The sequence below is a fragment of the Photobacterium jeanii genome, from assembly GCF_001650345.1.
Lineage (GTDB): Bacteria > Pseudomonadota > Gammaproteobacteria > Enterobacterales > Vibrionaceae > Photobacterium > Photobacterium jeanii.
The window spans coordinates 1,114,474-1,128,957 of sequence record NZ_LVHF01000012.1 but is presented as its reverse complement, the minus strand read 5'-3'; the positions used below and the strand labels follow the sequence as shown (position 1 = coordinate 1,128,957).

The following is a 14,484-nucleotide window of genomic DNA, read 5'->3' as shown; positions in this document are numbered from 1 at the left end:
AAGTGATTTTTTGTTCAAAAAAAGCGGCTACCGAGGTAACCGCTTTGAATGAAATAGCAATTGAGCTGAAGGATATTTAGTCTTACTAAGTGCGCGATTTAAGGCTCATATCGAGCTCTTCGCAGACATGACGAGCAAAACCACGACCCGCTTCGTGATAAATATTGAAGGCCGCATCAATACCTAAATTCTCTAGTTCTTCCATTTCATCGGAATATTTTGCGATTGCTGCGACTTTGCCTTGGTAGTCGAGCGTATTGATTTGCTCCATCGCAAAACTGTTAGCATGGCTGTTTGGCATTGCCAGCAGTACGAGTTCGATTTGGTGGTTACTGATCACTCGCGCCCAGAAATCGGGGTCAGTTGCATCGCCGTGCAAAACATTACGTCCGTGCTTAAGGTGATCGTCCACCGATTCTTCACGGGTTTCGATACCGATGATTTGCTCGCCGTAGCGCTCGACCAGTTCATCGTAAGCACCGCTACCAATTCGTCCCATCCCTAAGATCAACACCCGAGCTTGGCCAAAATCAATCAGCTTATCGCTTGGATTCAGTAGTTCTGCATCGTACTCCTTAAGCCATTTTGAAGTATCGTGATACAGCTTATGGCCGATACTGTTTAGCGGTGCCGCAATTAAGAATGAAATCGACACAGTCATTGCGATGGCTACTAAGAAACTACCCGGTAGCCAGCCAAGCTTGTAGGCTAAGCCACTGACAATTAGACCAAATTCACTGTAGTTAAACAGGGTGAGTGTCCCTAACAACGAAGTACGAACACGGTAGCGGAACAGGTGAAAAATAAGGTAGTACAACAAGCCTTTGATTGGCAGGAGCAACAACAACACGATAGCCATTAAGGCGCCGTCCATTGTTGGTGCTTCGGACAAGCCAATATTGAGGAAGAAGCAAACCAGTAGCAGCTCTTTTAGATTAAAGAGCGATTTTGACATCTCGGATGCTTTCGGGTGACCGGCTAGCATCATCCCTAAGATCAATGCCCCCAAGTCGGCTTTTAAGCCCACAAGGTTGAATAAGCCTGCACCTGCTACTAAGGCGAGGAAAATCGAGTACAGTACCAGCATCTCGCCGTGACCAGCCTTATCGAGAATGCGGAACATCAATGGACGAAGTAGCGGTAAGGCAAACAGACCCAGTGCGGTGATCTCCGGCACTTTGCCCGTAGAAATGGTGAGGAACAGTACCGCAAAGATATCCTGCATGACCAGAATACCGATGGCTAAGGTGCCGTAAGTTGCGTTGAGTTCACCTTTATCTTGTAGAGCTTTGATCGCGAAAACGGTACTAGAAAAAGAAAGCGAAAAGCCAAGTAGTGCAAGGTGTGCCAAGCTAAGATCCGACAACATGCCAAGACCTAGCTGTTTTAGCCCAAGCAGAGCAAGTGTAAATAGACCCGTGGACAAGAGGTTATGTAAGGTTGCCCCTCCCCAGATTTCTTTGGCGAGTAGTGTTTTTACATCCAGTTTTAAGCCGATTGTGAACAGCAGCAGCGTGACCCCAAGATCAGCCATAGTGGCGAGTGCGTCGGTACTTTCGACGCCCATGCTGCTAAGGCCAAATCCAGCAACGAGAAAGCCTACTAATGGGGGGAGTTTGCATTGCATCGCAATAAAACCGGCAATGAATGCGGTGATGATGAAGACGAGTTCCATAATAGGCTGACAGCTCCTTCTTTTTTCGGGGAGAATTTTGTGGGCGTGAATATACCATAAGGGCCATACATCTGTGACGTATGGCCCTGAATTAACTGTTACAAATTAAGAGTATAAATTTGTAATCCAGATTTTGTGCGGTGATATGCGGGACGATTAGCGATTAATCTTCCAGTAGGCGTTGAAGTAGTACGCCGTTAAGCATTGCACGTTTGATCATAGAGAAAGCGCCAATGGTTGGGTGAGCAACAAGCTCTGATGGCACAATCGGTAGATCTTTGTTGAAGGTTGATAGCGACTGGGTCTCGATGCAGCGACGAATTGCCGGTAGCACCACATCTTTGGCTTGGGTGATATGACCGGCCAGCACAATCTTTTGCGGGTTAAATAAGTTGATGGTCATCGCTAGGGCTTTGCCTAGTTGATTTCCGACTTTAATTAACGATTGACTCGCAAGCTCGTCACCTTTGTTTGCGGCTTCGCAAATTGCCAGCATAGTGACTTCTTCAAGATCTTGAAGGCTGCTTGGGTAGCCTTGATCTAGCAGCTTCTGCACGTGAGCGACGATCGCTGGATCTGAGGCTACTGTCTCAAGACAACCAAAATTACCACATTGGCACTTATCACCCAGAGGATCGATCTGGATGTGACCAATCTCACCAACGTTGCGGTTAAAGCCAAGGAAAACCTGACCATTAACAATAATGCCCGCCCCCGTACCGTGGTGAACGCTCACCAAAATAGAATCTCGGCAATCTTTGCTAGCGCCGAAGTAGTGTTCTGCTAGCGCAAGACCACGAATGTCGTTACCAACAAAACAGCACACACCAAAGTTATCACTGATGATTTCAGCAAGCGGGAAGTTATCAACCTCGATATGCGGCATGTATTCAATGATGCCTTTTTCTGGGTTGATCAAACCTGGCAGAGTAATACCAAATGCCACGAGCTCTTTCATTACTGTTTGGTTATCAGCAATGAATTGACGTATGTGCTTGAGCAGACCAGTCGTTAACTCATCTTGGTCTTGGTAGTGGAATTGGCTGGCAGTGCCAGCAATGTATTTACCGCTAAGATCGTAGAGGGTGATTTCAATGTAATCACGGCCTAAACGAATAGCAATAGAGTGGAAAGGGGCTGACTCTGTGGTCAGAGAAATAGCACGTCGACCACCTGTCGATGCTTGTTGCGCGACCTCTTTGATAAGGCCGCGCTCAAGTAACTGGCGGGTTATTTTAGTAACACTTGCGGGAGCAAGTTGACTTACGTCTGCAACCTGAATCCGTGAAATAGGGCCTTGTAAGTCGATCAGTCTGTAAACGGCAGCACTGTTAAGCTGCTTTACCAGATCTACATTACCAATTTGTCCGCCTGTCATATTTAGTTCTGCTCGTATTCACCGTTAACAACAGTCGCCCGAACATTGAAGTCACGATCAAAAACAGTCAGGTTAGCAACCATGCCTTTTTTGATGGCTCCCAGCTTGTTGTCTACGCTAATTGCGCGTGCTGGGTAAAGAGTAGCCATACGAATCGCTTCGTCCAGGGCGATACCTGCATGTTCGACACTATTTTGTACAGCTTCAATCATTGTCAGTGCCGAACCGCCAAGTGTGCCGTTTTCATCAACGCACTTGCCATCTCGATAATATACTTTCTTACCGACAAAAATAAAGTGATCCATGTCTGCTCCTGCAGGTGCAGTCGCATCCGTAACTAGCACTAATTTCTCACCTTTCATGCGATGTGCCATGCGGATATTGGCATAATCGACGTGGAAACCGTCAGCGATGATACCTGTGTATACCTCAGGTGTATCGTAGATAGCGCCAACCATACCCGGCTCACGGCCCGCGATTGGTGTCATGGCGTTGAATAGGTGAGTTGCAAAAGTGATACCAGCGGCAAAGCCTCGGCGTGCTTCAACATAGGTCGCATTCGTGTGACCTGCAGAAACCACAATACCCGCTTCAACAAGCTGTTCGATGTGCTCTTGTGGGTTTTGTTCTGGTGCTAGCGTTACTTTGGTTACTACGTCAGCGTTTTCACAGATAGTTTTGATCATCTCATCGTCAGAGCGACGGATGTGATCAACGCTGTGAATACCTTTTTTCATCACGTTAAGGTAAGGACCTTCAAGGTGCAGACCTAACGAGTGGTTGTTGTATTTGCTTTGGTAATCACGCTCTGCGGCAATCGCGGCTTTCATATCTTCATCAGAAGAGGTGATAAGCGTTGGTAGGAAGCTCGTACAACCTGATTTCAGGTTAGCACGGTGCATAGTGTGAATAGCATCAGCGTTGATTTCATCGTTAAACATAACGCCGCCACAGCCGTTTAGCTGGAGGTCAATGAAGCCTGGCGTTAGGTTTGCGCCGTTAAGGTCAACGGTTTTGATGTCTTGAGGTAGGTCTGCTTCTAGGCAAACAGCGTGAATGTTCACGCCGTCAACAATGACGGCGTGGTTATTCAGCACATCGCTACCGGTAAAAATGCGGCAATTGGTAAGCGCGTACATGAACGAATCCTTGAATTATAGGTGCTTGATGTTTTCTGCTTCTAGCTCTTGAAAGTATTTCACTGTCTTCACTTTCAGCTCTTGTGTTGCTGGTTCATCACATACAATCAGCGATTTAGGGTGAAGTTGCAGTGCAGATACAGTCCATAGGTGGTTCACTGAACCTTCTACTGCTGCTTCTAGCGCTTGAGCTTTGTTGTGACCTGTAACTAGGATCATGATTTCTTCTGAATCAAGCAGTGTACCCACGCCGATAGTGAGTGCGTATTTAGGTACTTGGTTGATGTCGCCGTCGAAGAAACGAGAGTTCGCGATACGAGTATCTTCAGTCAGTGTTTTGATACGAGTGCGTGAAGATAGTGAAGATGCTGGCTCGTTGAATGCGATGTGACCGTCGTTGCCTACGCCACCCATGAATAGGTTGATGCGGCCGTAAGACTTGATTTTGTCTTCGTAGCGCTTACATTCAGCTTCGTTATCCTCTGCATTACCATCAAGAAGGTTGATGTTTTCTTCTTGAATATCAATGTGTTTAAAGAAGTTGTTGTACATGAAGCTACGGTATGATTCAGGGTGATCCGCAGGGATACCAATGTATTCGTCCATGTTAAAAGTAACAACGTGCTTGAAACTTACTTCGCCTGCATTATAAAGCTCGATTAGACGTTTGTAAGTTGACAGTGGCGTACCACCTGTAGGTAGACCAAGAACAAATGGACGTTCCGCAGTTGGCTGAAATTTGTTAATACGATCAGCGATATAGCGAGCTGACCACAAACCTACATCTTTAGCGTTATTAAGCGGGATAAGTCTCACGGTGACACCTCATTCAAGATTGATAAAACAGAAATAATCTTAGCGGCTTCTTGCCTTTGTTTTGAATGATAAAATAAGTTTTATGATCGAGCTAGCAAAATCGCTCACATCTTGTCTAGACAGGTGATAAAGATCACAAATGATAAGGTTTTAATTTGCGGGGCGAAATTAATTTCTTAAACTGCAGAGGACTAAAACGGATAGCAAAATAAGTTATCTACATTACATCTAAGAAAACCATAGGGGGAACTAAGGGTGAACATTCTTGGATATTTTCAAAAAGTAGGTAAAGCATTGATGGTGCCAGTCGCCACACTGCCTGCCGCAGCAATTCTAATGGGTATTGGTTACTGGATTGACCCAGTGGCTTGGGGTGGTAACAGCGCACTTGCAGCTTTCTTAATTAAAGCGGGCGCGGCAATCATCGACAACATGTCTGTACTGTTTGCAATCGGTGTTGCTTACGGTATGTCTAAAGATAAGGACGGTGCAGCAGCACTTTCTGGCTTCGTTGGCTTCCTTGTTGTTACAACTCTTCTTGCACCGGGCGCGGTAGCACAGATTCAAGGTATTTCACCTGACGCTGTTCCAGCTGCTTTCGGTAAAATCAATAACCAGTTCGTTGGTATCCTAGTGGGTATCGTATCTGCTGAGATCTACAACCGTTTCTCTGCAGTTGAACTTCACAAAGCACTTGCGTTCTTCTCTGGTAAGCGTCTTGTACCTATCCTAACGTCTTTCGCTGGTATCTTTATTGCCTTCGTACTTATGTACATCTGGCCTGCAGTTTACGGTGGTCTAGTATCATTCGGTGAAACTATCCAAGGTATGGGTGAGCTAGGTGCGGGTATCTACGCATTCTTTAACCGTCTACTTATCCCTGTTGGTCTTCACCACGCACTGAACTCAGTATTCTGGTTCGACGTAGCGGGTATTAACGACATCCCTAACTTCCTTGGTGGTGCGAAATCTATCGCTGAAGGTACTGCAACTGTAGGTGTTACAGGTATGTACCAAGCTGGTTTCTTCCCAATCATGATGTTTGGTCTACCAGGTGCAGCACTTGCGATGTACCACACAGCTAAAGCGAAGAACAAAGAAAAAGTAGCATCTATCATGATCGCTGCAGGTTTTGCATCATTCTTCACTGGTGTGACAGAGCCTCTAGAATTCGCATTCATGTTCCTAGCGCCTGCACTATACGTAGTTCACGCAGCACTAGCGGGTCTATCTGTATACATCGCAGCGTCAATGCAGTGGATTGCAGGTTTCGGTTTCTCTGCAGGTCTAGTGGATATGGTTCTATCTACTCGTAACCCGCTAGCAGTTAACTGGTACATGCTAATCGTACAAGGTCTAGTATTCTTCGGCCTATACTACACAATCTTCCGCACAGTTATCGTTAAGTTCAATCTGAAGACACCTGGTCGTGAAGATGATGATGTTGCTGAATCTGGTGTTAGCGGTTCTAAAGAAACTGGTGAACTAGCTAAGCAATACCTAAAAGCACTAGGTGGTCACGGTAACCTAGAAAACATCGATGCATGTATCACTCGTCTACGTCTAACACTAAAAGACAGCAGCCTTGCTGACGAGAAAACACTAAAAGCACTAGGTGCTATGGGTGTGGTTAAACTTGGTGCAAACAACCTTCAAGTTATCCTTGGCCCACTAGCTGAAATCGTTGCAGGCGAAATGAAGAAAATCCCTGCTTCTGAAGACCTATCAGCAGTAAAACTGCCATAAGCGCTTCAACAGCAAAATAGTGATGAATTATCGGCCTCTATATGAGGCCGATACTTTATAAAGCCCCGAGACTGCTTGTGTGTTTGTATTCTTCATTCCAGCGACAAAATAACGTAATAATCATCTTTAAATCAAAAAGATAATTTCTGAATCAGGTTTTGATAAAGAAACTCGAATCAGAAGTTATTTCGGTAACTTCTCCTTGTTTTTGCAAGGGCAGGTTGTTCGCTATTTTCAGTGGACTCCTGAGTGGAATGTTGTTTATTGGTGCTAATTTGGCACTGACACAAAATTTATTTTGTATTAACCCCGCTTTTGCGGGGTTTTTTTATCCATATCGACAAACAATGCACACTATTTGTTGAGTCGGCCGCCATATTTAGGGATTATATAAGGCTTAAAAATCCTGTAAGCACACGAGGTCTAATTGATGAGTGAATCTGAAGCTCGTCCATCAAACTTTATCCGCCAAATTATTGATGCGGATTTAGCGAGTGGCAAACATTCAAGCGTCCATACCCGATTCCCGCCGGAGCCAAATGGCTACCTGCACATCGGTCATGCTAAATCTATTTGTTTGAACTTCGGTATCGCTCAGGACTATCAGGGTCAATGTAATCTGCGTTTCGATGATACCAACCCTGAGAAAGAAGACATCGAATACGTTGAGTCTATTAAGAACGATGTTAACTGGTTAGGCTTCGAGTGGAGTGGTGAGATTTGTTACTCATCAAACTACTTCGATAAGCTACACGGGTTTGCAGTTGAACTAATTAATAAAGGCTTAGCGTATGTTGATGAGCTAAGTCCTGAGCAGATGCGTGAATACCGCGGTACGTTAACCGAGCCGGGTAAACACAGCCCATACCGTGATCGTAGCGTTGAAGAAAACCTGGCGCTATTTGAGCAAATGAAGAACGGTGAAATCGAAGAAGGCAAAATGTGCCTTCGTGCCAAGATCGACATGGCATCACCATTCATGGTTATGCGCGATCCTGTGATTTACCGCGTACGTTTCGCGACTCACCACCAAACGGGTGACAAGTGGTGCATCTACCCAATGTACGACTTCACGCACTGTATTTCGGATGCGCTAGAGGGCATTACGCACTCTATTTGTACGCTAGAATTCCAAGACAACCGTCGTCTATACGACTGGGTGCTAGACAATATCACAATTGATTGTCAGCCGCGTCAGTACGAATTTAGTCGTCTGAACCTAGAATACACGGTAATGTCGAAGCGTAAGCTAAACCAACTAGTAACAGAAAACCTAGTTTCTGGTTGGGATGATCCACGTATGCCAACTATTTCTGGTCTACGTCGTCGTGGCTTTACGTCTGCATCTATTCGCGAATTCTGTAAGCGTATCGGTGTGACTAAGCAAGACAACACGATCGAAATGAGCTCACTTGAGTCTTGTATTCGTGATGATCTAAACACCAACGCACCACGTGCGATGGCGGTACTGGATCCAATCAAAGTTGTGATTGAAAACTTTGGTGATACGGAAACGCTAACAGTGGCTAACCACCCGAACAACCCAGAAATGGGCGAGCGCCAAATTCCGTTTAGCCGTGAAGTGTACATCGAGCGTGAAGATTTTCGTGAAGAAGCGAACAAGAAGTACAAACGCCTAGTGCTAGGTAAAGAAGTACGTCTACGTGGTGCTTACGTGATCAAAGCTGAGCGTATCGAGAAAGATGCGGAAGGTAATATCACAACTATTTACTGTACTTACGATTCAGAAACGCTAGGTAAGAACCCAGCTGACGGTCGTAAAGTGAAAGGTGTTATTCACTGGGTATCTGCGGAAGCGGGTCTTCCAGCTGAATTCCGTTTGTACGATCGCCTATTCACTGTACCTAACCCAGGTGCGGCAGATGATTTCGTATCAACAATCAACCCAGAGTCACTATCGGTAGTGAAGGGCTTTGTTGAGCCAGCACTGAAAGAAGCGGTTGCTGAACGTGCGTTCCAGTTTGAGCGTACTGGCTACTTCTGTGCAGATTCAAAAGACTCAACGCCAGAGCAACTAGTATTTAACCGTACTGTTGGCTTGCGTGATACTTGGGCGAAAATTGCTGATTAATACCTACGGGTATCAGTTATGGATAGCTAATAAAAAACCAGCCGTTTGGCTGGTTTTTTTATAGCTGCGATTTGCTTTAGTAGCGGGCTAAGTGTTGAGCTCTTAACCTTATAATTTATTAGTGGCTACTTAGGCTTATTTGGCGTCGTGCAGGCTTTCGTCTTGAGTGCAGTCACCGTTGATGCAGTGGCCGTACAGGTAAAGACTATGATTGGTTAGATCAACATTGAATTTTGCAGCAATTTCTTTTTGACGTTGTTCGATAACATCGTCAGAGAATTCAATTACTTTGCCGCAATCAAGGCATACAAGGTGATCATGGTGATGCTGGGTGGCAAGTTCGAATACTGATTTACCACCTTCAAAATGGTGGCGAGTAACGATGCCAGCGTCATCAAATTGGTTCAATACGCGGTAAACAGTCGCAAGACCAATCTCTTCACCAATATCGATTAATTTTTTGTATAAATCTTCCGCACTAATGTGCTGGCAATCTGGTTGTTGTAACACTTCCAAAATCTTTAGACGTGGAAGCGTAACCTTCAAACCTGCTTGTTTTAGTGCATGGTTATTATCTGACATCTGGGGTTCCTATTGGCTAGCCGCACTGTAAGTTGGCGGTAGTCTTTCTCGTATTTAATTATTATAAGTGACGACAGAGTAACAATAAACCTTAAAAATCGAGTAATCCAGTCAGGTTTTACTATTTAATCTGAATTTTCAGTTTCCATATGCGTATAGATGAGCTGAAGTCACTTATAAGATAATTCCTACTATAAATAATTTTACTTTGCTTGCTGTGATCAAATTGTTAATCTTTGTGTCTAGTCTCATCGTACCAGTTGAAAGGAATCAGCCGTGTACCAATTCTATAAACCTAATATTGTTCGCACCGCATTGAACCTGTGGCCACCGTTTTGGGGGGCAGGGATCAAAATCGTTCATATCAGTGATGACTTCCGCCAAGTCGAGGTGCGTTTGAAACTACGCTGGTGGAACAAAAATGCCAATCGAACCCAATATGGCGGCAGTATTTTTTCATTAACTGATCCTATTTATGCCTTAATGCTGATGGGGATCTTAGGAAAAGAATACTACGTGTGGGATAAACAAGCGGACATTAACTTTTTAAAACCGGGTAATTCTGAGCTGCGTGCTCAATTTATTATTTCAGACGACTGTATTCGTTGGATCAAACAGCAAACCGCTGCTGGTGATAAGTGTTTTCCTGAATTTGTGGTCAATGTCGTCAACAATAAAGACGATGTAGTCGCTAAGGTGAAGCGGGTACTGTACGTGCGGAAAAAGCCACAATATCGAACTGATAGCGAAGTAATGACAGATGAGAAGGAAGAGTCAGTCGCTTAGGCGATGTAACCAGCCCTTGTTTGTTACGCATTGTTATAGGTATAAAAAAACGCGCTAAATAGCGCGTTTTTTACAGACGCTGAAATTAGTCAGCTAGCTCTGCAAGGCACATTTCTTCGTAGATTTGACCAACCCACTTTTGAACGCGCTCTTCAGTTAGTTCTGGTTGACGGTCTTCGTCGATACATAGACCGATGAAGTTGTTGTCATCAACCAAAGCTTTTGATGCTTCAAACTCGAAACCTTCTGTTGGGAAGTGACCAACGATAGTTGCACCACGACCTTCAACGATGTCACGTACAGTACCCATCGCATCACAGAAGTATTCAGCGTAATCTTCTTGGTCGCCACAGCCGAAAATAGCCACAAGCTTAGTTGAGAAGTCGATGCTTTCTAGTTCTGGGAAGAAGTCATCCCAGTCACATTGTGCTTCACCGTAGTACCAAGTTGGGATGCCTAGAATCAGAAGATCAAAGTTATCGATATCTTCTTTGCTGCTCTTAGCAATGTCTTTAACTTCAACTAAGTTTTTGCTTAGTTGTTTTTGAATCATTTTAGCGACAGCTTCAGTATTACCTGTGTCGCTACCAAAGAAGAGTCCAACGCTCGCCATAGTAGAGATTACCTGTATTAAAAGATGAACCGAAATACAATAACGGTTTTGTAACTAGTTCAGGAATGCCTGAAATAATGTTAATGATAATCGTTTTGATTGCTTAGCGCATGGCTTTTTACATGCACTTTTGTCGAGATTATCAAATGTTCAGTGAACATGCAGATTAGCGCCGTTTTACCGCTAACCTTGAATTCTTATCCGATGCCAGCGCCTTCCCAACTCAGTTGAATCAGCCCCTTAGTGATGAAGCCCGCGCAGCCCAGAAATAATACTAGCCAAACAATTTTCCGACCAAAAGGAGGGACGTTGCCTTCTTTCAATACATCTTTTATCGCCATACCAATGAAGAAAAAGATGGAGGCAAAGAGAAGGTCCAACCCAATGGATTCCAGCAGATCCATATGCTCGTATAACACACTGTCTCCTTACAACGTTTGAGCTAGTGCGAGACTATAGCATAACCCTAGGCACACTGTTAACGCTTGCCAATATGAAACACCAAAAATGATGGGCAAGACGTTAACTTAGTTTGATACGGATTAACTTTGTAAAAAGTTTAGGATGATACGGCTCACGACATCGGGTTTTTCAGCATGAAGCCAGTGACCGGTGTTTGCCACCATATGTGCTTTGGCATTCGGGAACTGGTTAGCCACCGCACTACGGTGCTCATTTTGGATGTATTCCGAGTTTTGCCCTTTAATAAACAAGGTCTTGCCAGCGAAAGGCGTCACAGGTTGCCAGCCCATAATGGTCGGATAGTTGGCAATCAGAGCCTCTACGTTAAAGCGCCAGTCGTAACCGTTGTCGCCTTTGGCAAAAGACTTGAGCAGGAATTGACGAACGCCAGGTTCAACCACGTGTTGTGCAAGATAAGTTTCCGCTTCGCTGCGTTTGCTTACTGTGTGCTTGGCTACTTCGCGAAGCCCAGCAAATACGTTTTGGTGGCGGTGTTCTTGATAAGCGACAGGTGCAATGTCCATCACTATTAACTGCTCAAGACGAGATTGCGCCAGTTCACTCAGTGCCATGGCAACTTTGCCACCCATAGAGTGGCCGATAACGGCAAAGCTAGCTAAGTTGAGCTCGTCAGCTACCGCAAGAACATCTTGTGCCAACTCTTGATAAGTAAAGTGTTCGCTGCGGGGAGATTGACCGTGGTTGCGAAGATCAACGCTGATCACTTGATAGTCATTTTTTAGTACACGGGCTAACAGACCCAAGTTATCCAAACTGCCGAATAGGCCGTGGATCAAAATGATCGCCTTGCCTTCGCCTTCGACGCGATAATGAAGATTCACCGACTAATTTCTCTTGTAGTTAATGGTTTTCCGTAGAGTATAACGCTATATCACGTTATAATCGCCTCGTGAATTTTTAAACGGAACGATAATGAACACTACGATGAAGACGATTGAAGTCGACGACGAGCTATACCGCTATATTGCAAGTCAAACTCAGCATATTGGTGAAAGTGCCTCTGACATTCTGCGTCGCTTACTGATGATGCCTCAGGAAACAGTTCAGGCTGCGCCAGCACCTGAAGTGGTTATGCCTGTTCGCCCGCGCGGTATCGTTGTAAGTAAAGATGCAGGTAATGCACCTCAAGTAGATCGTGTCAAAGAGATGCGTTCGCTGTTGATCTCTGATGAGTTTGCAGCACAGGAAAAAGCTATTGGTCGCTTTATGATGATTTTATCATCTCTTTATCGCATTGATTCGCAAGGATTCACAGAAGCAGCGGCAATCAAAGGTCGTACGCGTGTATATTTCGCAGATAAAGAAGAGACTCTTCTGGCAAGCGGCAAAACAACGAAACCAAAAGCCATTCCAGAAACCCCGTTTTGGGTGATCACCAACACGAATACTGATCGTAAGCGTCAAATGGTTGAGCAACTGATGGCTAAGATGGGCTTCGGTAGCGACATCACTGAAAAAGTTTGCGGTGAAATTTAAGGGCATTCAGCCTCTCTTTTTACAAGGATAGATAACTTTATGGCGATTCATCCTCGTGCTGGGCAACAAGCCCAGCAAGAAGATATGCATAACATTCCAGCGTTAGTGGCAAACTATTTCATCATTGAGCCAAAAGCCGATAACCTGCAACAGCGAGTGGCATTTGGTACTTCAGGTCACCGCGGTACCGCAGATAAAGGCACCTTCAACCAACACCACATTTGGGCCATCGCTCAAGCAGTGGCAGAAGTGCGTGCGGCAAACGGTGTAACTGGTCCACTTTTCCTAGGCAAAGATACCCATGCGCTATCTGAGCCTGCGTTTACTTCAACGTTGGAAGTGCTAGTAGCAAATGGTGTTCAGGTTGTGATCCAAGAGGGTAAAGGTTACACCCCAACTCCTGGTATCTCTCACGCTATTCTTTGCTACAACAAAGCAAATGCTGAAAAAGCGGATGGCATTGTGATCACGCCATCGCACAACCCACCTCAAGACGGCGGTATTAAATACAACCCTGTTCATGGTGGTCCAGCTGAAGGCGAGCTAACAACTGCGATTGAAACGCGCGCAAACGAAATCATCGCGAATGGTTTGGTGGATGTGAAGCGTGTTGCGATTGAAGATGCATTTGCAAGCGAGCTAGTGGTTGAGAAAGATTTGGTTGCACCATACGTTGACGATTTGGTTAACGTGATTGATATGGCGGCAATCCAAAAAGCCAATTTAGCTATTGGTGTTGATCCACTCGGTGGTTCTGGCATCGAATACTGGCGTCAAATTGCGAACCACTACGGTTTGAACCTTACGCTGGTTAACGAATCAATTGATCCGTCTTTCCGTTTCATGTCATTAGATAAAGATGGCGTGGTACGTATGGACTGTTCATCACCTTACGCAATGGCTGGTCTACTTGCTCACAAAGACAAGTACGATCTCGCGTTTGGTAACGACCCTGATTACGATCGCCACGGCATCGTAACACCAGCCGGTCTAATGAACCCGAACCACTTCCTAGCGGTTTGTATTGATTACCTGTACCGTCATCGTCCAGATTGGTCGGCTGATGTCGCTGTTGGTAAAACCCTAGTATCAAGTGCTTTGATTGACCGTGTGGTTGCTGATCTTGGTCGTGAGCTATGCGAAGTGCCTGTTGGCTTCAAATGGTTTGTAGACGGTCTGTACTCTGGTCGTTTAGGTTTTGGTGGCGAAGAAAGTGCAGGGGCTTCTTTCCTTCGTACGGATGGCACACCTTGGGCTACCGACAAAGACGGTATCCTTCTGTGTCTACTGGCTGCTGAAATTACAGCGGTAACGGGTAAGAACCCGCACCAATACTACCTAGAGCTTGTTGAAAAGCACGGTGAGTCTAAGTACAACCGTCTGCAAGCTGTAGCAAATGGTGAGCAGAAAGCGGTGCTTAGCAAACTTTCTCCTGAGATGGTGGCGGCAGAAATGCTAGCTGGTGATCCTATCACTGCTCGTCTAACTCACGCATCGGGTAACGGCGCTGCGATTGGTGGTTTGAAAGTGACAACTGATAACGGTTGGTTCGCTGCTCGCCCATCAGGTACAGAAGATATCTACAAGATTTACTGTGAAAGTTTCAAAGGCGAAGAACACCTTCGTATGATTGAAACCGAAGCGCAGGAAATTGTTAGCAAGGTATTTGCAGACGCAGGTCTGTAAGCATACTGCTGG

At 45.2% G+C, this 14,484-nt stretch carries 13 protein-coding genes; 5 read left to right on the top strand and 8 right to left on the bottom strand.

Going from position 1 to position 14,484, the window contains the following annotated elements; all coding sequences use genetic code 11:
* Positions 1 to 85 precede the first annotated feature (85 nt).
* From A3K86_RS06415 to nagB, 4 genes are all read right to left on the bottom strand, one after another.
* Positions 86 to 1,675, bottom strand: a complete 1,590-nt coding sequence (locus A3K86_RS06415; protein ID WP_068329327.1) for a cation:proton antiporter family protein — start codon at positions 1,673 to 1,675, stop codon at positions 86 to 88.
* A 163-nt stretch (positions 1,676 to 1,838) separates the two neighbouring features.
* Positions 1,839 to 3,053: a DNA-binding transcriptional regulator NagC gene (nagC, locus tag A3K86_RS06410; RefSeq protein WP_068329324.1), complete on the bottom strand. Its 1,215-nt coding sequence runs from the start codon at positions 3,051 to 3,053 to the stop codon at positions 1,839 to 1,841.
* A gap of 2 nt (positions 3,054 to 3,055) precedes the next feature.
* Positions 3,056 to 4,192, bottom strand: coding sequence for an N-acetylglucosamine-6-phosphate deacetylase (nagA, locus tag A3K86_RS06405; RefSeq protein ID WP_068329323.1), 1,137 nt, complete (start codon positions 4,190 to 4,192; stop codon positions 3,056 to 3,058).
* 15 nt (positions 4,193 to 4,207) lie between these two features.
* On the bottom strand, positions 4,208 to 5,008 hold the full coding sequence (nagB, locus tag A3K86_RS06400) for a glucosamine-6-phosphate deaminase (protein ID WP_068329322.1): 801 nt from the start codon (positions 5,006 to 5,008) through the stop codon (positions 4,208 to 4,210).
* Between the two features lie 255 nt (positions 5,009 to 5,263).
* Between nagB and nagE the strand changes: the two genes are divergently transcribed.
* Positions 5,264 to 6,754: an N-acetylglucosamine-specific PTS transporter subunit IIBC gene (gene nagE, locus A3K86_RS06395; RefSeq protein WP_068329321.1), complete on the top strand. Its 1,491-nt coding sequence runs from the start codon at positions 5,264 to 5,266 to the stop codon at positions 6,752 to 6,754.
* Positions 6,755 to 7,184: 430 nt separating this feature from the next.
* Positions 7,185 to 8,846 (top strand): glutamine--tRNA ligase, encoded by a 1,662-nt coding sequence (glnS, locus tag A3K86_RS06390; protein WP_068329318.1) that lies wholly within the window; start codon positions 7,185 to 7,187, stop codon positions 8,844 to 8,846.
* A 135-nt stretch (positions 8,847 to 8,981) separates the two neighbouring features.
* On the opposite strand, the gene fur is transcribed toward glnS, so the two are convergent.
* The gene (fur, locus tag A3K86_RS06385) at positions 8,982 to 9,428 is read right to left on the bottom strand and encodes a ferric iron uptake transcriptional regulator (protein ID WP_068329315.1); all 447 of its coding nucleotides are present in this window, start codon (positions 9,426 to 9,428) and stop codon (positions 8,982 to 8,984) included.
* 276 nt (positions 9,429 to 9,704) lie between these two features.
* Here fur and A3K86_RS06380 point away from each other — a divergent pair, with 276 nt between their 5' ends.
* Positions 9,705 to 10,214 carry a DUF4442 domain-containing protein gene (locus tag A3K86_RS06380; RefSeq protein ID WP_068329308.1) on the top strand — a complete coding sequence of 170 codons (510 nt, stop codon included), beginning with the start codon at positions 9,705 to 9,707 and terminating at the stop codon, positions 10,212 to 10,214.
* A gap of 85 nt (positions 10,215 to 10,299) precedes the next feature.
* Here A3K86_RS06380 and fldA read toward each other — a convergent pair whose 3' ends face one another.
* The 3 genes from fldA to A3K86_RS06365 all read right to left on the bottom strand — a co-directional run bounded on the left by fldA (position 10,300) and on the right by A3K86_RS06365 (position 12,131).
* Positions 10,300 to 10,827 (bottom strand): flavodoxin FldA, encoded by a 528-nt coding sequence (gene fldA / locus A3K86_RS06375; RefSeq protein WP_068329305.1) that lies wholly within the window; start codon positions 10,825 to 10,827, stop codon positions 10,300 to 10,302.
* A 197-nt stretch (positions 10,828 to 11,024) separates the two neighbouring features.
* Entirely contained in the window at positions 11,025 to 11,246 is a 222-nt protein-coding gene (locus tag A3K86_RS06370; RefSeq protein WP_068329299.1) for a DUF2788 domain-containing protein, read from the bottom strand.
* A gap of 123 nt (positions 11,247 to 11,369) precedes the next feature.
* Positions 11,370 to 12,131 carry an alpha/beta fold hydrolase gene (locus A3K86_RS06365; protein ID WP_068329296.1) on the bottom strand — a complete coding sequence of 254 codons (762 nt, stop codon included), beginning with the start codon at positions 12,129 to 12,131 and terminating at the stop codon, positions 11,370 to 11,372.
* 103 nt (positions 12,132 to 12,234) lie between these two features.
* Here A3K86_RS06365 and seqA point away from each other — a divergent pair, with 103 nt between their 5' ends.
* The gene (seqA, locus tag A3K86_RS06360; RefSeq protein WP_068330265.1) at positions 12,235 to 12,786 is read left to right on the top strand and encodes a replication initiation negative regulator SeqA; all 552 of its coding nucleotides are present in this window, start codon (positions 12,235 to 12,237) and stop codon (positions 12,784 to 12,786) included.
* 39 nt (positions 12,787 to 12,825) lie between these two features.
* Positions 12,826 to 14,472 (top strand): phosphoglucomutase (alpha-D-glucose-1,6-bisphosphate-dependent), encoded by a 1,647-nt coding sequence (pgm, locus tag A3K86_RS06355; protein WP_068329294.1) that lies wholly within the window; start codon positions 12,826 to 12,828, stop codon positions 14,470 to 14,472.
* Positions 14,473 to 14,484: the final 12 nt, after the last annotated feature.